Source organism: Desulfitobacterium chlororespirans DSM 11544 (genome assembly GCF_900143285.1).
In the GTDB taxonomy this organism is placed as follows: Bacteria; Bacillota; Desulfitobacteriia; order Desulfitobacteriales; family Desulfitobacteriaceae; genus Desulfitobacterium; species Desulfitobacterium chlororespirans.
Window position 1 is genome coordinate 42,799 of sequence record NZ_FRDN01000021.1, and the last position, 22,343, is coordinate 65,141.

The window sequence follows — 22,343 nt, forward strand, 5'->3', positions numbered from 1 at the left end:
CCCTACCTTTTGAAAATCCGTATCATCTGTGTAGCATAATAAGCCTTACCCATCACATTTCCCCCCGGCCCGCTAGGAATAACAAACTCTTGCAAAAATCTCGGCGTACTATGAGCCATCATCATAGCTACTATAGCCCAGATGAGATGACCAGTCACAATAAGGATAAAACTGAGTTTCAGTAAAACAATCTGGAGCATAACAGTAATTATAGCTTGAAAGAATTTTTGTATATATGTCTTAAAAACTCCTTGGTCCGAATCAATTAACCCCACACAGGCTATAGGGACACCCAGCTTCAAAATCAATATTTCTAATGACGTTTTTAAGAATTTGATATAGAAATAAAGAAGACTGCCGAAGTAAATCAGGCCCATAATAGCTGTCAGAAGCCCTGCCGCCATAATGGATTCCACTATCAGTTTAAAATCGACCAGAAGACCCTGGTTGAACGCGTCTAAAAGATTATCTGTCAAACTTTGCATAATCGTAGCTAACCAGCCATAAAGAGTAGGAAAGGAAATAGCTACCACTAACGCTTTAATAAAATAGGTGAGAATTACAATCGGATCAGTATCCGCATCTCCGTCAATCCATAAAACATAGGTGTTAAACCCTTTTTGCACAAACTTCAGAATGATGAGAGATATCCCAAACATGAATAGAATTTCATAGAGTTCTGACAACACATTGAAACCCAACATGCTATCCAAAACATTTTCTGCATAAAAAGCTGTAGGTATTAGATTTATCAGAAGTAAATCCATATATTCTAAAAAGCCTGATAATAAAGCCTCAATCAACACCATTAAAAGAGCTTCCAAAGCAAGACCCTCCCCCCTCTCCTGGCTTGCAGGGAATTTCATCCCCCTGCAAGCCAAAAGATGCTTTTATCCACCGTAGTTAAACATGCTTTCAATCCTTGACTTGAGATTAGGTAAGACGGTCCCGCTAAATAGTGCATATAGACCAGCAAGAACTAATCCACCCAACACCACGGAAGTGAGAATTTTTACAGCCGCCGAAGTACTGTCGGATTCTCCAGCCCCCCGTTGGTCAGATAACACAGCGATCAGTTTTTCTTTTCCCATTCTTCCTTGAATATAGAGCCTTATCGTTCCCTCATTTACCTTGTCCATTATTTTTTTCATGCAATTTTCCTCCTCATGCGTAATAATACAAAAAAACGTTAATCAGAACGGACGTAAGTTCTACACCAACGATGGATATCAAAGCCACTATAATGCGTTTATTCCAAGTCTTCTGATCCATCTCATCAGCCGCCCCGCGTCGAAACCAAAAGTAGGCTACAATAGGTACACCGGCTACTGGACCAAGAATCATCAACGCTTTACCTACATCCTCCAGAAATTTCATGGAGCCGGTGAAAATTTTGCTACTTTGAATGTCTTCAGCCAATGCACCAGGAACTAAAACCAATAAAAAAACAGCCATTAACATGACTGTCAGAACGAGGATCTTTTTTTTACTTTTCATCTGCGTTTTTCACCTCCCTTCAATTAAATAAACCCATTCGTACTCTGTGGAGCCGAATGGGCACAAGCATATTGATATTGCTTCCAAATTCCCCATAACTCGATATCCTTAGCACTGGTAATACGCTGCGGCCTGTTTTTCTCCCGCATTTCTCTGACCCAGGTATTATGGTCCATATCTCCCAGCCCAAACATAGCATTAAAGGATGTCTGGGCTAAATCCGGAGCATACATGATCGCCGGAAAACTTCTGGATGTTATCAAACTGTAAGGACGTGTTATCCTTCCCACTTCATCCGAAGTTAATAAGGCCCGGCTCATCAGACTCATGCTTTCCGAATTTGAGGGAGATGAATATTTCCCTTGGGAAGAGCTAAGTGAATATGACGATACAGTATAGTTACCCAGTTTTTCAGATATCTCCTTTCGTGTCTCACCATCATCGGCCTGCAAGTAAATCCAGGTCTCACAATTCCCTCTTATTGTTCTAGCTACCTCCCTACCATATTTTTCTTCTAACTGAGCAAAAGATTGCAAAAATAAATGAAAACGAATTCCTCTGCCACCTCCCACGGTAAGTTTATTATCAAACGCTGGGATTTTAACAAAGTTCCCAAACTCCTCAAGAAAGAAGTTGACCCTGCGTTTTAACCTCCCCCCTCTTTCATCGGCGACCTTCACCAATTGCTCATAGAGCTGGCTCACCAATAAACTGGCCAGAGGATAATACGTTGTTTTTTCATCCGGAAGAATGATAAATACAGCCGTCTTCTTTACTCCTATTGCCCTCGTGTCCAACTCATGGCCAGAAGTCATAGCGTGAATTGAAGGGTTATTGGCAAAAAGCCGCAGCGTACTTAATGCAGCTGTGTAAAAGCTGCCACGGGTCCGGGATGGGGCAATTTCCGAAATAGCGATCAACCCTTTGGCCGGATGATTATCCGGCAGGCGACTGACATACTCCGTCAGTGGCAACTTATTATTAATTGTCTTGGTCATTTCACCGATAAAAGAATTCACATTGGTTAGATTGCGATACTTCTGGTTCTTCTCACTTTTATTGTCATAGACTACCGACATAATCGCGGCAGCTATGGTAGAAGCCTCACCATCGTTCCAAATCCGTTCCCCCTTGGGTTCGCCTACTAAATTCGCGGTTAGATCCCACACTGAATCCACCGCTGCAGCAAGATCGTCTCTATCCACTGCCTCGATGATTGTCTGCAAAAAATTATACTGATTACTTTTCAATGGATTTTTGAAGTCAATAGTGTAAACCTCATAACCCAAACGTCTTAAGAATGGAGCTGTATACTGGTAAAGTTCACCTTTAGGATCGGAACATACCATACTTTCACCGGCAAGCCCGGTTAAGCCAATTGATTCTAAAATGACTGTGCGGGTCTTCCCCGACCGAGTAGCTCCAATGCATTGAGTGTGTGTGTCTTCCCCTACAAAACGAATTTTTTCTGTAAAATTTCTAAAACCAACTTTACGTTCTATTCCCAGGGCAACTCCACCTTTAGAGAAGTAAGTTTGATCAAAAACAATATCTTTAGGCTGGTTACTAAGATCGTCCAGACCTAATGACATAAGACTTTTTATCAGATTATCCTGAGACCTTAATATGTGACGATTAAAGTAACTGTCTTTTTCCCGGTCTGTCATCCAACGCGCCGAACCGTGCTGCTTTTGCCCGGCCGGAACAGGAGTTTCTATGGCTGGCGTGACCTGCATCATGCGGCTTTGATAAGGCTTGTTATAGCTTAGGAGTAGCGATGCCACAAAAAGCAGCCAAAACCCTTCAAAACATAAAAAAAGCATCAGGTGCGCTCTTTCCGATAGAAGACTTTGAATGCATTCCTTGAAACTTGGAAATTCGAATGCCGTAAACTTTGTACTTAGAAGTAAGTGAACTACGGTTGAAAAATACACGCTGACAAACCACCCCAAAACAATGGCAACTCCACCTACAGCCAACCTTCTCCTTATGTTCAAAATAGCCCTCCCCCCCTTTTTATAATTCGAGTTGATCGAATTCATGATCATTTGAATTTAAACTATTAAACTGTTTTTCCTTAGGAACAAGACAAAAACTAATCTTGTTCAAAACGCTTCCAATGGCTTTTAACTCCTCGAACGTTACCTGAGATGGAGTCATGCTTATAAGCTGGGTTAAACCAGAGCGAATGACTAGCATTTCTGATTCGCTGAAGATCCTATCTTGATCGATTAATCCGGCCCTCAGCGCAAAATCTTCGCATGCTTTTACATAGTCGCTGAATCTTTTGTCTAGAATGTAATAATTCATCGTTAAAATTGTGCGATACCCTGTTGCAAATTGATAACCTGATCCATGTATTGACCTCGCTGCTAGAACCTGATCGTTAAAAGCCAAAAGCTTCCGAAAGCCCCTCAGCCGTCTGCCCGAAATGCTGCACTTTATAGGGGATGAAGTTCTATGAGTAAATACATACTCTGCGGTTTCTTCAGCAATTTTCTTAACGATTTTACCACTCCAGTCACCGCTCAAATCCTTATTCTGATCAATCTGGCAAACCAATGCTTCTTCCCAATAGATATTGGCATAGATATCATTGTCGTTGACCAGCTTGACACTATACCCTTCTTTCCGGAGCCTCCTAAAAAGTTCATCATACCAAGCTTGAGTAAAATCCTCTTTTAACTCATCATAATTCATCAGCAAACCTCCTTTCTTCTTAATGATGAACATCTACCAATAGATTAAACCTCCATCTCCCATTCATCTATTGGGTTGGGTTCATCTCTTGCTCTTTTTTCAGGATCATTTGGTCTTTCACCTCGAATCATCTCTTGGTTCCTCATATAACACACTGGCTGCACAAATCCGGCTCTATCCAATAGCATCCCCCTGGGCAACCATGACGCCAAGTGCAACCACAGACTCGGCACCTTTGGACCCTTCTAGACTTTATCTTGTATTTCATCTTTTACCCCCCGATAGTTCTTAACGTTCATAATCCCATTCGGGTTCAATTTCCTCATCATGCTGAATTGGATTTCCCGATAATAGAGCCAATCTTCGGCTCTCCATCTGTCTTGCATTGTATTCCGGATTAGCATAAGAGCTTACGTCAAAACCATCCTCCAGGCCCCAGCGGATCTCCATGAGTTGGTCCACATTGTATATCCCCAGTTTTTCATAATCCTCTATGGTTTTGGGATCGTTTGGTTTCTCATCGCGAATCATCTCTGTTGTTTTCATGATTCTCACAATGTCTGATGCAATCTCAGCCGGCTTCTTATCGTACCGAATACGATCATGCTCCCAAGTTCCCCGGGTATGATTGATCCCATTAAGGAGTTTTATTCCCCTGGCCGGTGGCTGCCATAACCTCAGGTTGTGAGTGTAATCATCCAAGAGACAATCCGTTTCCCTTATGCCTCCAGGGATAAAGTCTTTTTTGTCACATCCACAGGGAGAGAAAACACGATGGGCTGCATCAACTTCCGGTAAATACTGATCCAGCCATTGATTTTTTTCCGTTATGGCATAGGGGTTACCGGCCAAATAAGCTGACAAGATATTGACATCAATCTCAGGATTATTCTTGATCATATGTTTTATAGCATCTACGACATTGTCCATAGGTTTAAGGTTAAAAAAATAACCCCTCTCATAAAGGGTTTCCAAGGTATCGACATGCTTAAATTCAGCAAGAGTGCCGTCCATATCAACAAATAAGCGCTGCTTTTCAATGTGTACCGACATTGACTTAACCTCCAGTAAACGGTAAGTGGTGCTTTTTCGAATTGAAATAGGTCCTATGATTTATTTGCTCTTAAACGCTCACACGTTCTTTCCCAGCGAATCTCATTACAATCCCTTAACTTTTCACCGGGGCATAAATAAAGGGGGATATATCCCTTATTCATTCGAGAAAGAAAATAAGCTACTGGAAGCGCACTTTCTGAGATAGGCTTTTTGATAAGTTTTGCCTGAGTTTTTGTTATCAGGCCATCGGGAACCTTTTCCCGCCAAAAAAATAAGGAAGCCCAGTTGCTTCTACTTCAGCACGATTAAGCGTCACCTTTCTTTCTTCGGACAAGCAAATCACCTCCTTGCTTTATCTCAATCAACTTTGGGAGAAACCCTTATGGCCTCATTACTTAACTCCCATACACCGATCATTCAAGTTCGATTTGAGAATAGCACTATGAAACCCAATAATCATTTCCATTTTTGTGTGTCAATATAGACTTATCTTCTCTTTCCCTACATGTTATCTCCAATTGGGCAATATAAATATTTTCATTTTCTACATCTTCCTTACATTGCGGTATACTATGAAGTCTTCGCAATTCGGCCATTGCCTGATCGACTTGATGGTAAATATCTTTAAACTCAAGTATCTTTCCCCACCCATACCCGTATTCATTTCCGTCATCCCTAGAAAGATAAACAAATAGATTTTTCTTTCCTTCAGGTTTTCTTTTGATTATATACCCATCAAACATATAATCCACTCCTCTAAGCCGTATCACATCCAGATCATAGGCATTGCAACTCACGGATACTAGTCAGTATCCTCTGCAAAAAAATCAGTTCTACTCTACTGAAAAGTTGTACCTCATCTGTCCGAAGTGGTAGGATAAAATCATTTAACAATTTCACTGCTTCTTGAAAAGAAGTTACTTGAAAGCAGAAATCACGAATAATATATATTTCCTGACTCGGGCTGAGATAGTCTCGTAGTTTGCCTTTGTGCGTGCCAAGATTCAAATCTTTGAGCTGTAATAATTCTTCGAAATCTTGCACAGCAGTAAGTACGTCATCATATGGACATTTATTCTCAAGTAGTGTATTAGTTCGATCAAAAATGGACCATCTGATGTTAGATGCCTTTTTTTCGACAGATGAATATATCTCCCTGCATTGGTAAACTAGCTTCATGCACTGCTTACGATCATCATAGTCCTTTGTATACGATAAAATGATCTCGATCTGTGATTGCAATCTATACATTTCTTCAATAAATGTATCCATGTGAAGAATGAGGTCTTCACTTGCAGCCAATGTTTTCAAAGATTTAATACAATCTAAAAGTATGTTGTCTTCATAATGCTCATTGGTTCCCCATAAAGTACCTTGGATCAGTCTCCCGATTGAGTAGGCCTTATATTCTTGCGGGCTAAGTATGCCCCTCAAAAAACTACTTCTTTTTCCTCTGCTGAGCAGGTCGGTATCGGGCAAGCGTTTCTGTTCTATGGCATCCCTCCACATCATTTGCTCGTATCGTTCGTAATCACGGTGAGCCTGGTATGCTCTGATAAGCCGGGTAACGATATTCACGATATACTCCTTTCCGCCCTATATCCCAAGCCGGGTTAATGATTGGATTGAACGTTCTAAAATGAACTAATCTTTAGTAAGGGTATCCAGCTATCCGAATACCCTACCTCTGACGCTTCTTCTTTTTATCTATCGTATCCTTGACCCTTATCCCACTTCATGTTACTACCAAGTTTGAGTTCAAGAATCTTCTCCTTCAGAGCATGTCCTTCAAGTCGTGACAAAGGATACTTGGATGTATTTTGATGATGATTCCCGCTAGTCAATGAAGACATTAGCTGCATGAGATATGGGATATTAATAGAATCCATTTCCTTTAAAAACACCTGGGCTAATTCATTGCCTTGCTCTGCCGATAGGGTGAAATAGTTTCTTGCCAGCTCCTTATCACGTGGGACATCTTTTCCGGATAGATACACGATGCCTAGTTTGAACTGCGCAAATTGGTTTCCTTGTTCTGCCGACTCATTGAGAAGCTGTAAGCCAACTTGAACATTCTTAGGAACATCATCACCCTCGATATAGAGCTTTCCCAACCGGTATTGTGCGAACTGGTTTTTCTGTTCGGCCGAAGCAATCAAATAGCGTAAACCTGTCTGAATATCCTTGGTCACGTCTTGGCCATCAAGATAAAGCTTAGCCAAACTATACTGTGCAAAAGAATTTCCAAGATCAGCTGAGGTCGTTAACCATTTAATCGCTATAACTATATTTTTGGGTATTTCAGTCCCATCTAAATGCATCTTGCCCAGAGCATATGCTGCAAATTGATTCTTCTGCTCGGCCGATGAGTTCAGTAGTGCCAATGCTCTGGTAATATCTTTTTCCACATGTTTCCCTTCAATGAGTATTTTACCGAAAGCATACTGGGCTTGAGCATTGCCGCCGTGTGCAGCTTTCTCCAATAGCATTAACGCTTTACGAATTTTATCAGGCTGAGCATTCTCTGTTTCCAAGTAAATTTTTGCGAGTAAATATTGTGCATTGACATTACCAGTATTCGCTGATTTTTCTAAGTAATTAATGGCTCCGGGTATGTTCTTATCCGTGCCAGTTCCTGTATAAAGCATTTGCCCTAGCCGATATTGTAGCTTATCGTCACGGCTATCTTTTTCCATTGCGGAAAAGCTCGCAAAGGCACGTCGGAAATGCTCGTCAGCTTTACCTGTATCTTTTTCAGTCCCGATCCCGTCCCGTAACATTTTTGCAAGCTCATAATCCGCATAAGAATTACCCTGGATAGCAGATTGGCGGTACAACTCGAACGCTGATCCATAATTCTGGTCAACTCCCTGACCGCGATAATACAAACCGGCTAACGTATATTGAGCATATTTATGATTTTCTTCAACGGCTTTCTCTAACCAACTTGCCGCTGCAGAATAGTCCTGAAGGGTTCCCAATCCTGTAGCATACATTTTACCTATGCGGTACTGAGCATAGGTCTTTATATAAGGCCTACTTTCCTCACCCTCCACGGCGTTAAACGCGGTGAAGGCTTTCTCGTACCATACTTGAGCCTGCGCAAGATCAATTTCTACTCCAAGCCCATCTGCATGCATCCGGCCCAGGTCATGCATGGCTAAGGCATTGCCAGTAAGTGCTTCTTCCGTGAATAATTGATGTGCCTTGCCAAAATCCTGCTTAATTTCATTTTTACCGTAAAGGTATGTTCGTGCCTCCTTGTAACGAGCACTCCAATCAATACGGTATTCCTTGTATGCATTATCACTATGACTGCTTTCTGGATGAGCCTGAACGTGTATATCCGAATCCCCAACCTCAACCGGCTCTGGCTCGCAACTACCTTCCTCGATAGGAACCTCTTCTTTATTGAGCTCAGCCTTGCTGCCTTCATCCCTCAGTTCCATCTTTCCAATTTCGGCGGCCATGACCTCCCTGTCCTTATGCTCCTTGTTAATCTTAAATGCATCTGTAAGGGCTTCCTTGGTGAGATTCTGATCCAACGTGCTATTACGACGCTTTCGGCCCTCTGGTGTTATGAATGTTATGTCTTTCCGTGTATCTCTCCAGTTCACCTCATAGCCTAATTTCCTCATATTTACTATGAAGTCAGCTCGGCCAACCGAATTTTCCATGCAAGTATTAATAGCTTGGCGTAGTTTATCTTCCCAGCTTTTATTCGATTCGTTGGTGTCGTTCTTCTCATCAATTTGCTGCTCTGCTTCTTGCGCTGCAGCTCCTGCTTTTGCTATTTGGGTGGCAAGCCCTAATTTTTTGATCTCACCGGCCATGTCTTCAGGAGCTTTAAGCTCCTGATTGAATTTAAAAGTTTCTTCCAGAACTTCTTTAGTCCACTCCTTATTCAAGTTGTCAAGGCGGCATGGTTTACCTTGTTCTCTGAAGAAGGTAATATCCTTCCTTGTGTCTGTCCACTTCGTCTCATAACCCAGCTTCCTCATATTGTTCACGAAGTCATCACGACTGACGGAATTTCTCATGCATGCATCCACCGCTAAACGCAACTCATGTTTCCAGCTTAGCCCTTTTTGCTTTGCCCGATATTCACCGGATGATTCTCTGTTTTTCCCTTTATGTTCAATCGTGCTGAGGCCATACTCTATGCAAAGTTGGTCGGAAAAATTTTTAGCCATCTGCATCTGTGCCGGACTTTGTTGCCATTTCAGGCCATGTTCCATATTCACGGTATTCATCACAAAATGATTATGAAGGTGATCCTGATCCAGATGCGTTGACACAACCATTTGAAAGCCCGAAAAGCGCTCAAACTCCTTGGCTAGTCGAACACCAATTTCATGTACTTGCTCCGGCGTTACCTTTTCCTCCGGATGAAACGATTGAACGAAGTGAATAAATTGCCTGCCGTCTGTTTTATTGTAGGCCGTTTTAATCATTAACATTTCTTCGAAGGCTGTCTCGGGTGTGCAGTTGATCCCGGTAACAAGCTCCGCTTTTTCAGGATTCATAATATAATCCAGTACCAATTTAGATGTGTCGGATTTTTCATCTCTAAGAACCCGTTCAATAGCCATCTTTTCTGTATCATAGTCATTGGTTTTGATTTTCTCAGGATTGGTAATGTAATCAATCGCCTTCTTCAGGCTTCTTATTTCTTTGTTCTCGCGATTAATAAACTCAAGGATCGCAATATCTTTTTCACCCCCTTCATATTGGCTTCCAGCTGCTTAAGTATTTCCGGTTCTTTAATTCTCCCCATATGACATAAGTGGGTAAGCTGGTTCAGGTTGTTCCCCATACCGCCAAGCTGGCGGAGCAGGTTGGGTACATCCTCTACTACATAGATAATTCCTTTTTCCTCCATCGTCAGCATGTATTCTGCTACAGTCATGTTTAGCTTCTTCGCTTTATCTTTGATGGCGTTTTTTCGCTCGGCCGTGGTTCGAATCACGATGCGCTCAGGATTGGCTCTCACGGAATCCCTCCTTTTCCTTAAGCGTTAAATTTCTAAGTCGTACTCATCTTCCACCGGTTCCTGCTGCAAGCTCTGACAAAGATTCTGATAATCATCTCTGAGAAACTTGCTGGAAACAACACATTGTTCTGAGTAGATTTTGATAGCCTCTTTCAAATCCTCCATATTTTTAGGCGTGGCAAATCGGGGGAAATCTTGATAAAATTTTATCTTCTGCGATATCCCTGAGTAAAGGAAATCGGAAACTTTGAACCAGCTATCTGTATTTGACATATACCGGACTCCTTTCCATTTTTCTTTCAGTATCCGCTCTTAGGTGACTTACCCCAGCAGAGGGGTTTGGGGACGCAGTCCCCAAGGAGGGTTTGGGAGGGACTCCCAACAAGCTATTTGGGTGCCATGGGCACCCAAATAGGAAGCTTGCCGGGACTTATGACGAAATCTGGGGCGGGGGATATTGAAAAAGAAATGCCCTACAGCTCGTGATCCCATTCATCTTGAATTTCATCTTGAATCTGCTCGGCACCGTATTCCGTTTTCATGAAGATACCTAACTCCTCCCTTGTTTTTACCGCGTCTAACTCCTCAATGACCTCTGGAAGCTTTCGCTCTCCCCAATCCTTTCCTGATTCAAGCTTTTCTGCCAAAAGACTGCCGATATTTACAATCGAACCATCGGAAAGCTTTTTGAATGCTGCACACTCATCTAGAATGTTCACCCGATGGATAAATGCTAAACTGTTGAATACTGCTCCTTGGTCTATCGGCCAATTGTCCTCCCGGATCTCTTTAAGAAATTGTTCAGCCGATTTGCATTCGGTGAAAACGTAATCTTTTGTAAAAGGATCTTTAAGCCCGAGAGATTCTGTTATCTGCTTATATTCTTCGGGAGAATCTCCGTCAGGCAGGTAAGGGTCATTAAGCACTCTAAATTGCCTTAACCACTCCTTTTCATGGCACTGTTTAGTCAGTTCTTCTTGTGTAAATAAACCAATTTCCATCAAAATCCACCTTTCATAATTCAGCCTCTTCAGACTGAGCCTCTTCCAACTCCACTACCCTCCTCTCCGTCTCCTTGATAAAAGATATTAGATCTTCGTTCCAGTCCTTACCCTTGGGGAAATGATGGGCTATGGAGTATTCTGACTTATACTTATCTGTCCAGCGTTCCACCGCTTGATGGCCCCATTTGTCATTGTCTACACAGAAAATGATTTGTTTGATTTCGGGATGGTCCTTAAGATATTGCTCTAATGCCGCATCCCCTAGGCAACCTAGAGCTAACATGTGATCCTTATTATCGATTCCATAATGCTTGAAAAATGTAGCATAACTTAACGTATCAATCGGAGCTTCAAAAACTCGAATCGCCTGGCTTGTCCCCTCAATCCGGAAAGCCCAGGTCTTATTTGAATTAGCAACATCCCCCCGGTATGAGCTACCAGTTGTGTTAGTGCTACGAACCGAAGCATATTTGGCGGCACCATCATGGTTATAGCCAACAAAAACACAAGAACGATGACTGTTTTCATAAAGTTTTTTTTGCTTGACCATTAATGAAACAATGTCTTTATCAATCTTCCGAGTCTTCGTAAGATAGGCAAAGATGTGCTTATAAGTGTTATTTTTTTCGGGAAGAATAAGCTCCCCTTTTACCTCTTCGGGCTTTTGCGGAGGACGGTATAGAGACCTTTGAGATAGATCCGAAACTGCCGGTAAACCTAGTAGTTGCTTAACAGCCTCTACCCAGGACTTCTTCTCCATGTACATAACAAACTGAATCGGCCCTCCGCCATAAACTGCCTCACCGCCTTTCTGTGCCGAAAAGCAATTCCATTTATGGCCGTTCCCATCGATGCGGAGACCACCATGTTTTAGTATCTTAAATTCCCTGGGAGAAATCTTCTCCACAGGATACCCAGCTCTCCGAGCATATTCCAGGATGTTAATACTATTAGCCATATCAATCTGCTCATCCGTGAAGAGTTTCCGCTTCCCCATGATTTCTCACCTCCTTTTTTCTAATATCTTTTTACTCAAATTTTTTGCCACATAGAGGACAATGACTCCATTTATGGTGCACACAACGATCACCAGAATGCTTTAAATGCCTATTAAGTTTTTTTGAATATGGCATCGCCTCCATAACAGTTATTCCCCAGTTAGGCACTTGAATTATCGGCTCTACCTCTTCAACCGTATAATCCTGAATAATGTCTTGTTCTATTTTCTTTAAGCAACTACACACGATAGACATGCAATATCCACCTCCCTTTTTCACATATTTAGGGCAATAAAAAAAGACGCGTTATATTTTCACGTCTTGATCCCCTAAAAAATTGTTACAGTTCCTTCTCCAGCTTGTACTAATCTTCGCCACTTCATAGATCACGCCAATTTATCTAATATCCGGTTTCCTTTTGCGCAATACCTGATAAAATTCCACCAAAGCTGCTTTAGCCTGAAGATTGGTTTCTTCATCCACATCATTAAACCAATTATCATAGGGTTTTATGATTGCTTTAAGCTCCTTATCCAATCGTCCCACCTCCTTCGTGCACTTAAAATTTTCATGCAAAAAAAGCCGGGCTTGTGAACCGGCCTGCCGCATTAATCCGCCCATGATGGGCGGCCACTCTGCGATTAAAGTTCAAGATCCCACTCATCCTCAGTAATATGTTCATTATCCCAGCACTCAACTTCTGTAGCCGCACTTTCAGTTACAAGCGTTGGCTGAAGATATTTTATTCTGTTGGCAGCATACATCGCATTATCGTTAAGAAGCCTCTGCCATGCTCCACAGCTGGGAGCCCAGCGAAAGCCGTTGCTTTTCAGCTCTGCTCGCACCCCTTCATTTGGCTTGCCGTCAAAAAAGATTTGCAGACGATTATCTTCCTGATTGGCTTCTACCCGGCCGCCATTAAACGACCAACCTTCATAGCCCACTTCTGCTCTCTTAGTCAATTCCTGGATACGATCCTTTATTCTGTTCATTTCCGCATTGTTACCGGACAACGCCCAAGGTCCAAAGGGCCGCCAGTTAGTCCGAGTACTCTGGGACATATCCGCCTTTAGCGTATCTATCTGCTCCGGGGGAAGATGAGGGCATCCGTCAAGGGTCTTGTATCTCCGGTAAAAAGCATTGACTGCTTTCATCGTCTCTTGGGATTGTTCCAAGTTGGATAACTTTTCTTGCAGCTTTTGTAAAGCGTTTGGATCGTCAGCACGGATTCCCCCCATGCCGGTACCGCGAATCTTATCTAAAAGGCCCTGAACTTTTTTCCATTCCTCCATATTATTGTCCCGGGCACGATTCTGTTTTTCCTTTTGACGCACCGGAAAATTGCCGGCCCCAGATATCATAATCGATGGCACCCGGGCATCAATCACAAATCCCCGGTTCATATTGTCTGCCAGCTTACGGGAATAGGTATCCAGCAGCCGATCAATCCTTTCATGATGGGCGGGATCGACTTGACGTTTTTGCTCTTCTGCTATATTGGTAGCTTCATCCACATATTGACGATATTCAGTGGTTGCGCTTCCGGGTTTGTACTCATAAAAACTGTTTGCTACTTTTGCGCGGCGGGCTGCTTCCTCGTCGATAGGGTAATACTTATTTTTTATTGGCTGGTCCTGTAAAAATTCCGGAACTTGCTGGTAACTGGAACTATCTACATAGTAAGCAGTATCCTTATCGCCCCGATGAAGCACCACCACATCAGACACGGATAGGCTATGACCTGTAAAATCTTTCGGATGGTCGATATTGAACTTCTGATAAATTTCTCCCAAGCTCATATCTGCCGTAAGAGGCGCGGAATAGATAAGCTCATAATTTGCCCTGTCGACGGAAAGCCCCACGGCCTGTAAACGCTCGTATGGCTCAAAGCGAACATCCCGCGTTTCGTCGCCCTGCTTCAGCTGATAAATTAAAAAGGTATCTTCTCCTTGCGAGGGTGTCTGCTCCGGCTCAGAGAACTGTTCCTGCTCCATAACCTGCTCCTGCGTCTTTTGGCTTTCCACAATATGCTCATCGATGGTATCAATAAACTCAGCTGCTGTTGAACGAATCGTTTCCAGTGAAGATTGAAGCTCTTTAACCTCATGCCCCGAACTCCAGGCTGCCACATAGCCAAAGGAATAATCCGAGGTATCGATCCCGTAATGCTGGCACACGACATAGGCCACACTCTCGGCTTCGACCTCACGAGTACCACGATCTTCTGGGACCTCCAGCTCTCCATACCGATCATGAAGTCTAGCATGAGCTATCTCATGGATGGCTGTTTTTACGGTTTGGACTTGGCTCATGTTCTCCTTGATGGTAATTTCCCTTGTTTCGTAATTACAGCGGCCTTTGGTACTTTCTGAATTAATTTCTGCGAATTGAATCGAGAAAGGCGACACCTGAGTCAGGCTATTGAAAAAGAGAGTATAGTCTTCAAGCTCTCCATCCAGCTCATTGATCAGCTTAGGCAGCGGCTCCCCATCTGTCTGTGAAACGTCAAAAACAGTTACCTGTTTAAATGCCGTTCTGGAGACTTCAACCATTTCCGTGATCGATTTACCTTCCCCATTGGTCAACGGCTTTTGAGTCACAGGGTCCATTTTCTCCATTTCGACCGTTTTCTTATACGGAGCCGGTGCAAGAATCCGGATACCTGTCTCACCACGTTTGACATGCCGGTTGAACTCCTTTTGCCAGGTTTGGTAGCCAGCTACGTGAGTTGCACCCGGGTTTTGTAAAAAAATCAACATGCTATTTCTGAAACTGTAACTATGGAATTTAGCCATGGTTTTCAGATAGTCCTTATATTGGTCACTTTGGAATACGGCCTGAACACCTTCTTCCAGTCGATCCGTCAGCTCTTTCACTTTATCCTTTTGAGACATTTACTTTTTCCCTCCAAACACAAAAGAACGTGATTGTTCACGTTCTGCTCATACATCCTCCCATTGCCATATGATCAACATTCGCAGGGCATTCAGTTTATTCAATTGCTTCACCGGCAAGTCCACATAATCCAGATTATTAAAAATTTCTGTCCCAAAAAGTTCAACACAATCTTTCAATTCTTCCAGCTCTTTTTCCACCGGCTCAACAATCTGAATCAATAACTCTATGAGCTTTTCCTTTGAATGATCCGGTAGCTGTAAGTTCTCGTAGGCCGCAAGGGTGGCTGCTTGTTTCCTGAATTCTTCGCATTCGGTACAATGAGGTTTTGTACAATCCCGGCAAGCTATAAACGCCCAGTTCTTTCCGTCACGCTCAGTTAGTCTCTCCATCATTTTCACTCCCTCGTTTGTTTTGGAAATATAATTCCAGGGCTTCCTCAATTATTTTTTCAATCTCGGCCGGCTTTTGATCAAATTTAAAGAACTTGGTTACCAGCTTCGGCTTAAGTTTGATTTCAGCTGGTTTTTTCAATTTTTTATCACCTTCGCCAGATAGTATAGAGAGTATTTTTTCATCGGTTAGTTTTCCTTTTTTCTCAAACGAACGCAGAGCTTCAGCTTTTTTAATATCAATTTTGAACTGGTTGACTGAAATAAGATCTTCAATAATTTGTTGCACATTTTTGGTCAGGTACGACAAGTGAACTCCTGGAATAAGAGAAATTTCTTGTTCATCTATCCGATTCAGCAATTCCGGAATAAGCTCATTAAGACGAATATAGCGTTGGATATTGGCACGAGACATCTTGTTATTATCAGCTACTTTTTCAACACTTTTCCCACGGTGCTCAATTTGAGCACCTTTCTCTGAATCCCGGTCGCCATGCGGATTTGGGCCCTGTTCTATAGTGTTTAAAAAGCGCTTGTTTCTTCCAGATTCTTTGGCATGTTCAAGTTGCATTTTTAAAGCTTTTGCTAACTCTGATGGTAGCATATCTTCCGGGGATCTCTGCCATAAATTCGTCCAAACTATATTAAATGCCTCAGAATCATCAACATCACGGATTTCTCCAGGTATCGTTGATTTTCCAGCCAAAAGTGAGCCATTAGCTCTATTTCGACCAGCGAGAACCTCATATTTTTTATCACCTATTGGTCTATACCGAACTATGATAGGTTGAATAACTCCGATGTCAGCAATACTTTCAGCCATTCGTTCTAACCGTTCTCCGGTATATAATCGGAAAGGTTGGTTTTCATAAAAGTATAGATCTGAAATGTTAAGTTCCACTATTCCACCAGCTGAAGGAGAAGAATCTTTTACCGGCTCTGCCGATCCAAAAAGCTCATCAAGGCTTCTTACTTTACGTTTTTCAATCATTGGTCCTCATACTCCCTTGCAAAATTCTTATATGCTGTAGCCACCTTTCCTTTAGGATCGAATTCAACAATGCTTTTCGCATTAAGTACCGCCTCACCGACTTTCACGGAAACAGGAATTTTACTTTCAAAGATTCTAATGTTATTGCCATATGCGTCATTGATAAGCGTGAGGATCTCCTTGGAAAGCTTTGTCCGTTCCGTGAACATCGTAATAAGAATACCGTCAATTTCTATTCGGGGATTGATACGACGTTTAACACGGATGATATTTTTTAGCAAAAGCTCCAGCCCTTTTGCTGATAAATACTGAGGAGCTGCTGGAATCAAAACACGATCACAAGCAGCCAAAGCGTTGATTGTCAACATACCCAATGATGGCATGCAGTCAATAATAATGTAATCATAGTAATGCCTTAATGGATCGAGGATTGATTTTAACGTTACCTCTCGGCTCATTGCATTGACCAGGTTAATTTCTATTGCTGCAAGTTCAATGCTACACGGAATAATGTCAAGGTTACCGAAAGTAAGAATAAACTCCGATCTTGACGGTAATTCTTCATCATCAATAATATTACCCATGAGATGATAAAGCGTGATGGGCAATTCGTCCGGATGATCAACACCAAAACTCATTGTGAGATTAGATTGTGGATCGCAATCCACCAACAGGACTTTTTTTCCCTGCTCAGCCATGGAGTACCCCAGGTTAATAGTTGTAGTAGTCTTGCCGACTCCTCCCTTTTGATTGGCTATGGCTATAACTTCACATTTGCTCAATTTTCTCTTCCTTTCTGCTAAAAAAATTGCATGCAAAAAAGCCGGGCTTGTGACCGGCTCTGCCGCATTAATCCGCCCTTTTGGGCGGCCACTCTGCGATTAATAAGACCTCCCAGATAGCTCGGGAGGTTAGTCTTCCTTATAACGCTTTAGATATTCCAGCACAACCGGATATGTCCTACCCTGTGGGTCCTTAACCTCCACCCCTACCTTACCCGTTTTGGTAGTATAAGGTTCGCTGACAATCTCCAGAATAACCCTAGGTTTGCTTCTATGCTCAACATACTCACCCAATCCAAGAGGAAGCTCTTGGGCATCAAAAACATCTGCTAGTGAGACTTGCTTAAAATTCAAGATGATACCTCCTCCTTTGGCTCTTCCGGTAATACCCGCCAATGCGTGATTGAGTCGGGAAAAAATCCTGTATTATCGGGAATGCCATGCCATTCTCCGTCCACATGTTCAGCTCGAAAAATATTATCCCCATCCCAAATGAGCACCATTGTGTGAGCTTCCGGCAATTTTTCATTTACCGATACCCAGCTATCTTGATGAGGTTTATCCCCAGATACCTTCTCTGACATTTTCTCTATTAATGTTGAAATAGCCCCTTTGTACTTCGTCTGTTCTTCCTCAGCAATTTCGCTTAGCGTATTTAAGATATCCTGAAACCCCTTAACCAACGTTTCAAAGTATGCGGAAAATTTGAGTTTGGCCTTCTCTGCCTGGGTACTTTCTTTTGCAGCATTTTCATATGATTTAGCCTTTGCCCGTAATTCCATAAGCTCCTTCTCAACATCTTCTGGAATTCTTTCGGCTACTGCTGTCGTTACTTCTACTGGCGTTTCCCTAATTTCTCGTTCAAGATCTTTAATCTTTTTCTGAGCTATGGATAACTCAGAATCCGCCTTGGCCAGCTGCCCGGAGAGACGTTCAATATCCTCCACCGAGCCCGAAGTTTTAGCCTCTTCCAGCTCCCGTTTAAGGCGTTCGGCTATGTCATGGTTCTCGCGATTGTTCTTCTCAAGCTTTTCGTAGTCTTCAGCAAGCGTCCTGGCTTTGGCTTCTGCGGCAGCTAGTTCTTCTTTTGCCTTTTTCTTCTCCTCAATAGCTTGCTGAAGCTTCCGGACAGTGGTGTTGAGAGCATCGTTCTCCTGGGCAAATTGTTCGCGTTCCGCTGCGGGTATTCCAAGGAGAGCTACAGCTTTGGTATAAGGCAAATTTCGAATTGATTCGAAATTTGAATTGCCATACTCTCTGTATATTTTCATGAGGTTTGCAGCGGTATCATGGGAGTACTCCACCGACTTTTCCAGCCACGTCCCCCATTCTCCATGAGGCAGCATTTCCTTGGCCTCGCATAGGCGCAGGCCGATCTCAATGCTACCCTGCAGGATCATGTTCCGGGTATGATCCTTGATGCTATTAATCTCAGCCGCGATAACCACAGGGGTTCTAGCGGTAAGTTCATCATTCATGGCAAGACCTCCTTTTTATGCCGATACCGTTATCTGGACTTTATTTTCCTTACGTTTTAAGGCCACTAAAAATTCATTGGCGAATGCTCGCACATTAGAATTTTTTAGCTTGTCACCATACCCGTACAGTTGTCGTATCCTCAACTCCTGCATATCTACTTCCATAGTGACGAACGGCTTTTGGGGTTCTGTTATTTTGCGGACAAAAAATATCATTTGCGTACCGGCAATGTGATCCTTATAATATCTATCTGCTCCGACGCAATGATTTAAAGACTGGCCTTCCTTTATTAGATCGCTTCTCAATGCCGGATAGACAATACAAAATTCGCTATTGGCAAATTGGGGCATTCCAGAATATAGCTTTTTCGCAGCTCGTTTGAATTTCTTATCTTCATTTTTGTGTTTAACCCGGTTAAATCGAAACAGTATTAGGTCATGGGACTCCTTGATGTTGTTCGGAAAGCGTACGGACTTTCTTGACAAGTCTACTTTCAAGGTTTCTGACATACTCAAATAATCTTTATAGAGCATTAAATAATGGCTGAGCGCCTTACTTTTTCCCATTTGTATCTGTTTGTAAAAATAGTTGGCGAATCGCTCAAATGACATTGTTTTCAACAATTCACCAATGTCTTTAACATCGGAGTCTTTGGGACTCAGTGCTCTTAACTTTAGAAAAGATGTCTCTTTAACCCAGTCCATGGACTTGCTAATAATTCTGTGTTCAACCAAAGTCACGTTGAATTTCCTATAGAGCGGAAGATACTGCTTGCTGATGCCGAGTATCTCGGAAAACCCTTTGCCGTTGGACCGCTGTAGACTTCCTAACTCGGTGACTAGGTTTGTCATCCCCAGCTTGAAAAGATATTCAGCAGCCGGAATGGTTTTGAGGTTACCTAGCAAGGCCCTAAAGGACAATTGCCCAGCATTTTTCAACCCGGTCTGCAGATCAACGTGATAATACGATGTTCCAAAGACCGCAGAGAGATTTCGGTTATAAACATATGATTCATCATAGTTGACCATCCCGTTCCTCTGGCGATACCAATCCCAACCGCAGCCAAACCCCCAACTGGCATTTTGAAACTTATATGCATAAATAACTTGGCCCTTGGGTGTCTGTAAATAAAGATTGCGATAGTAATCTTCGAAGGAATAATTGACCTTACTATCATTGAAGGTCCGTTCAATCTTTATCCAGCGAAGCAATAGCTGATTTTGGACCTTATAGGCGATACATAGTTTAGCCTTATTCGTAGGACCGTCGCTTCTCCATCCTGCACGAAGAATGCCTTTCATATTACATTTAGGGCAGGAACTGCCTTCCCCGACTTTTGTTTCCCTGGGCATCAAGAACTGATGCCCACAATGTCCACAGATCGCCTTCCGGGATTCTTTTTGGATTTTGCTAATAAAAATATAAGTAAAGCCAAAGACATCCGTTTCGCAATAATCTTTTAAGTCGGGCGGATAATCAGGAAACATCTCAAAATGCGCTTTCATCAGGGCCTGTTTTCGATATGCAGCCTCTTCATTTTTTTGTGAAGATAAACCAGCAACGAATGAATCCATCTCATCAATAAGCTCTCGCCTGTAGCAGTAGACTTGTCTCTTTTTTAAAACATCATGAGCCTTCTTAATATCGCTTTCAAACGCATCAATATCACACCGATAAGCATATTCTCCTTCTAAGAGCCTAGTCGGCTTCGATTTGAGCCATTTTGTAGCCGGCCATTCTTTGCAAGCTAGGAATGAATTACCGTCCGAAAAAAAGCGGAGCCGCAGCTCCTTGTTCCCCCTGAGAAAGACATCAATGACAAGAGTTTTTCCGGATTTTTCTAAATTCAAAACTTGAACTGTAGCGACATACTTTGCTGCCTTTGTATCCTTGATAGGTATTATCTCTTGGTAGTTCTGTACAGGTACCTGTTCTAATTCCTTTTTATAAAGCATCAAAGCAAACCTCCCCTACGATAACAGATCTTCTAACTTAACATCGAAACTGGAAGATTGTTTTTTGGGTTCTGTCATCGGCTCTGTCGTCACTGGTGAAGTCTGAGGCAGAGATATGCGTTTTCCTTCAATCCCAAAGTATTTGAGCACAATCTCAAATCCCTCCTGATCCGTGAATACAGCGCAATTACCAACCTTCCTCTTTTCCGCTTCTTTTCTCATGGCCGTCATGCTTCCCGAAATAGATTTATTTTTATCAAGGATCTTAGCTGCATCTCCAGGATTTTGCTGAAGATGGTTCAGCAGAAATTGTCCAACGAGTACAATGTGTGGATTATTGCGGTTCTTGCTTATCTCATTATTTATTTTTTCAGTAACCTCTTTCATTAGAAGACCTCCTTAACAACTATTGATGATTCAATCACTATGGTAGCTATCAAGAATTACCCTCCCCGCTTTTCATAAGGTAGTCTCACGTATGAGACTCTCGGACGGTGTTACTATACACCGTCCTCTAAATCACGTTTTTCATACCACCTACAAAGTTCTATTAGAAAACCCATTTCTTCATCATAAACCACGAACATATATTTGCATTTTCTGGGTATAGATTTTGACAATCGGCATTCAGCATCAGGATTGTATGCGCAACATCTTTCTTCCATAGTGGCCTCCTAAAAATAAATAAACATATTGAAAGCAAAAAACAGCAGGAAGTCTGTTCCCACTGCTTCTATAATTCATAATCCCAATCATCGTCCATTTCCTGAGTGTCTAAACTTACTTCGTCTGCTTGAAGCGTTCGCTCCTGGTCCTGGATAATGGGTTTCAAGTGTTCCCGGTATAACTTTGCAAGTTGTGAATTATCCCCTTGAAACGAGTCGATATAAGCATCCATCAGCTGACCTTTATCAATTTCCGAATAACTCAGCTCATACCCGGCGTCCTTCGCCAAACAGCGGATGAATTCCCTGGTTGTGCGGCCATTCCCTTCCCGGAACGGATGATAGGCATTGATTTCTGATGTGTAATATGCTAGCCGTTCACTAAATTGATTGATGGCCAGCCCTTTAAGGTAATTTTCATTTCTCAATTCCTTAAAAAGATCGTTGCATAAAGGCTCAATAAATTGACGAAGGGCAAAAATAGATTTGCCCTTCGCGATATCTTCGGACCGGATTTGGCCGGCCCATTCATAGATGTCCTGAAAGATATGTTGATGAATCTTCTGCAGATGAGTTAAATCAAACTTACCTAAATTTGGCTGTTTCCTCAGTTGCTCTAGCCTAAAAAAAGTGAGGCTTCTTTCCATACCAAAGAGCCTCTCCTGATCCCGAATCCCTAATTTATTTTTCAATACATTGGTTCCTGGATAACAATACTCAAACCGTTGCATTCATAACCCACCTTTAATTCGTTTGATAACCTCCTCTTCTGACAAGGCCCCCTCAAGATATTGTCTAACAAGTTCCTCTTCCTTTTCAGTCACTTCAAAGCCTTCGATGGCCATGCTGGCTTTGCCATCATCCAAAATCTTTTGTATCTTCTCGGGAGACAGTTTTTCATTGGATTTCATCGTATCACCATCCTTATAATTTTTT

24 protein-coding genes are annotated in these 22,343 nt (G+C 42.4%); all 24 read right to left on the reverse strand.

Going from position 1 to position 22,343, the window contains the following annotated elements; translation table 11 throughout:
- Positions 1 to 2: 2 nt before the first annotated feature.
- The 24 genes from BUA14_RS25175 to BUA14_RS25295 all read right to left on the reverse strand — a co-directional run bounded on the left by BUA14_RS25175 (position 3) and on the right by BUA14_RS25295 (position 22,318).
- A complete protein-coding gene (locus BUA14_RS25175) occupies positions 3 to 824 on the reverse strand; it encodes a conjugal transfer protein TrbL family protein (RefSeq protein WP_072775155.1) in 822 nt (273 codons plus the stop codon).
- A 66-nt stretch (positions 825 to 890) separates the two neighbouring features.
- Positions 891 to 1,151 carry a DUF6133 family protein gene (locus BUA14_RS25180; protein ID WP_072775108.1) on the reverse strand — a complete coding sequence of 87 codons (261 nt, stop codon included), beginning with the start codon at positions 1,149 to 1,151 and terminating at the stop codon, positions 891 to 893.
- A 13-nt stretch (positions 1,152 to 1,164) separates the two neighbouring features.
- On the reverse strand, positions 1,165 to 1,497 hold the full coding sequence (locus BUA14_RS25185) for a hypothetical protein (protein WP_072775109.1): 333 nt from the start codon (positions 1,495 to 1,497) through the stop codon (positions 1,165 to 1,167).
- A 23-nt stretch (positions 1,498 to 1,520) separates the two neighbouring features.
- Positions 1,521 to 3,494: a VirD4-like conjugal transfer protein, CD1115 family gene (locus BUA14_RS25190; RefSeq protein ID WP_072775110.1), complete on the reverse strand. Its 1,974-nt coding sequence runs from the start codon at positions 3,492 to 3,494 to the stop codon at positions 1,521 to 1,523.
- Between the two features lie 19 nt (positions 3,495 to 3,513).
- A complete protein-coding gene (locus BUA14_RS25195) occupies positions 3,514 to 4,197 on the reverse strand; it encodes a hypothetical protein (RefSeq protein ID WP_072775111.1) in 684 nt (227 codons plus the stop codon).
- A 288-nt stretch (positions 4,198 to 4,485) separates the two neighbouring features.
- Positions 4,486 to 5,250, reverse strand: a complete 765-nt coding sequence (locus BUA14_RS25200) for a 5' nucleotidase, NT5C type (RefSeq protein ID WP_072775112.1) — start codon at positions 5,248 to 5,250, stop codon at positions 4,486 to 4,488.
- Positions 5,251 to 5,693: 443 nt separating this feature from the next.
- A complete protein-coding gene (locus tag BUA14_RS25205) occupies positions 5,694 to 5,996 on the reverse strand; it encodes a hypothetical protein (protein WP_072775113.1) in 303 nt (100 codons plus the stop codon).
- A 34-nt stretch (positions 5,997 to 6,030) separates the two neighbouring features.
- Positions 6,031 to 6,831, reverse strand: a complete 801-nt coding sequence (locus BUA14_RS25210) for a hypothetical protein (protein WP_072775114.1) — start codon at positions 6,829 to 6,831, stop codon at positions 6,031 to 6,033.
- Between the two features lie 125 nt (positions 6,832 to 6,956).
- A complete protein-coding gene (locus BUA14_RS25215; protein ID WP_072775115.1) occupies positions 6,957 to 9,845 on the reverse strand; it encodes a relaxase/mobilization nuclease domain-containing protein in 2,889 nt (962 codons plus the stop codon).
- Positions 9,846 to 9,919: 74 nt separating this feature from the next.
- Entirely contained in the window at positions 9,920 to 10,246 is a 327-nt protein-coding gene (locus BUA14_RS25220) for a MobC family plasmid mobilization relaxosome protein (protein ID WP_072775116.1), read from the reverse strand.
- A 24-nt stretch (positions 10,247 to 10,270) separates the two neighbouring features.
- Positions 10,271 to 10,519: a hypothetical protein gene (locus BUA14_RS25225; RefSeq protein WP_072775117.1), complete on the reverse strand. Its 249-nt coding sequence runs from the start codon at positions 10,517 to 10,519 to the stop codon at positions 10,271 to 10,273.
- A 200-nt stretch (positions 10,520 to 10,719) separates the two neighbouring features.
- On the reverse strand, positions 10,720 to 11,247 hold the full coding sequence (locus BUA14_RS25230; protein WP_072775118.1) for a hypothetical protein: 528 nt from the start codon (positions 11,245 to 11,247) through the stop codon (positions 10,720 to 10,722).
- Positions 11,248 to 11,260: 13 nt separating this feature from the next.
- On the reverse strand, positions 11,261 to 12,208 hold the full coding sequence (locus tag BUA14_RS25235) for a DUF3991 and toprim domain-containing protein (protein ID WP_242954764.1): 948 nt from the start codon (positions 12,206 to 12,208) through the stop codon (positions 11,261 to 11,263).
- A 436-nt stretch (positions 12,209 to 12,644) separates the two neighbouring features.
- Positions 12,645 to 12,785 carry a hypothetical protein gene (locus tag BUA14_RS28225; protein WP_178371807.1) on the reverse strand — a complete coding sequence of 47 codons (141 nt, stop codon included), beginning with the start codon at positions 12,783 to 12,785 and terminating at the stop codon, positions 12,645 to 12,647.
- Positions 12,786 to 12,889: 104 nt separating this feature from the next.
- Positions 12,890 to 15,142, reverse strand: coding sequence for a YodL domain-containing protein (locus BUA14_RS28900; protein ID WP_072775122.1), 2,253 nt, complete (start codon positions 15,140 to 15,142; stop codon positions 12,890 to 12,892).
- A gap of 48 nt (positions 15,143 to 15,190) precedes the next feature.
- Positions 15,191 to 15,538: a hypothetical protein gene (locus BUA14_RS25255; RefSeq protein ID WP_207649566.1), complete on the reverse strand. Its 348-nt coding sequence runs from the start codon at positions 15,536 to 15,538 to the stop codon at positions 15,191 to 15,193.
- Positions 15,519 to 16,526, reverse strand: a complete 1,008-nt coding sequence (locus BUA14_RS25260; protein ID WP_072775124.1) for a ParB/RepB/Spo0J family partition protein — start codon at positions 16,524 to 16,526, stop codon at positions 15,519 to 15,521. The genes BUA14_RS25255 and BUA14_RS25260 overlap by 20 nt, the downstream gene beginning before the upstream one ends.
- Entirely contained in the window at positions 16,523 to 17,308 is a 786-nt protein-coding gene (locus BUA14_RS25265; RefSeq protein ID WP_072775125.1) for a ParA family protein, read from the reverse strand. Before BUA14_RS25265 ends, BUA14_RS25260 begins: the two co-directional genes overlap by 4 nt.
- Before the next feature lie 129 nt (positions 17,309 to 17,437).
- Positions 17,438 to 17,662 (reverse strand): hypothetical protein, encoded by a 225-nt coding sequence (locus BUA14_RS25270; RefSeq protein WP_072775126.1) that lies wholly within the window; start codon positions 17,660 to 17,662, stop codon positions 17,438 to 17,440.
- Complete coding sequence (locus BUA14_RS25275) at positions 17,659 to 18,786, reverse strand: DUF3102 domain-containing protein (RefSeq protein ID WP_072775127.1); 1,128 nt, start codon at positions 18,784 to 18,786, stop codon at positions 17,659 to 17,661. The genes BUA14_RS25270 and BUA14_RS25275 overlap by 4 nt, the downstream gene beginning before the upstream one ends.
- A 15-nt stretch (positions 18,787 to 18,801) precedes the next feature.
- Entirely contained in the window at positions 18,802 to 20,742 is a 1,941-nt protein-coding gene (locus tag BUA14_RS25280) for a PcfJ domain-containing protein (RefSeq protein WP_072775128.1), read from the reverse strand.
- A gap of 15 nt (positions 20,743 to 20,757) precedes the next feature.
- Positions 20,758 to 21,129: a hypothetical protein gene (locus tag BUA14_RS25285; protein WP_072775129.1), complete on the reverse strand. Its 372-nt coding sequence runs from the start codon at positions 21,127 to 21,129 to the stop codon at positions 20,758 to 20,760.
- Between the two features lie 346 nt (positions 21,130 to 21,475).
- Positions 21,476 to 22,138, reverse strand: a complete 663-nt coding sequence (locus tag BUA14_RS25290) for a Fic/DOC family protein (protein WP_072775130.1) — start codon at positions 22,136 to 22,138, stop codon at positions 21,476 to 21,478.
- Positions 22,139 to 22,318, reverse strand: coding sequence for an antitoxin VbhA family protein (locus BUA14_RS25295; RefSeq protein WP_072775131.1), 180 nt, complete (start codon positions 22,316 to 22,318; stop codon positions 22,139 to 22,141).
- Positions 22,319 to 22,343 lie beyond the last annotated feature (25 nt).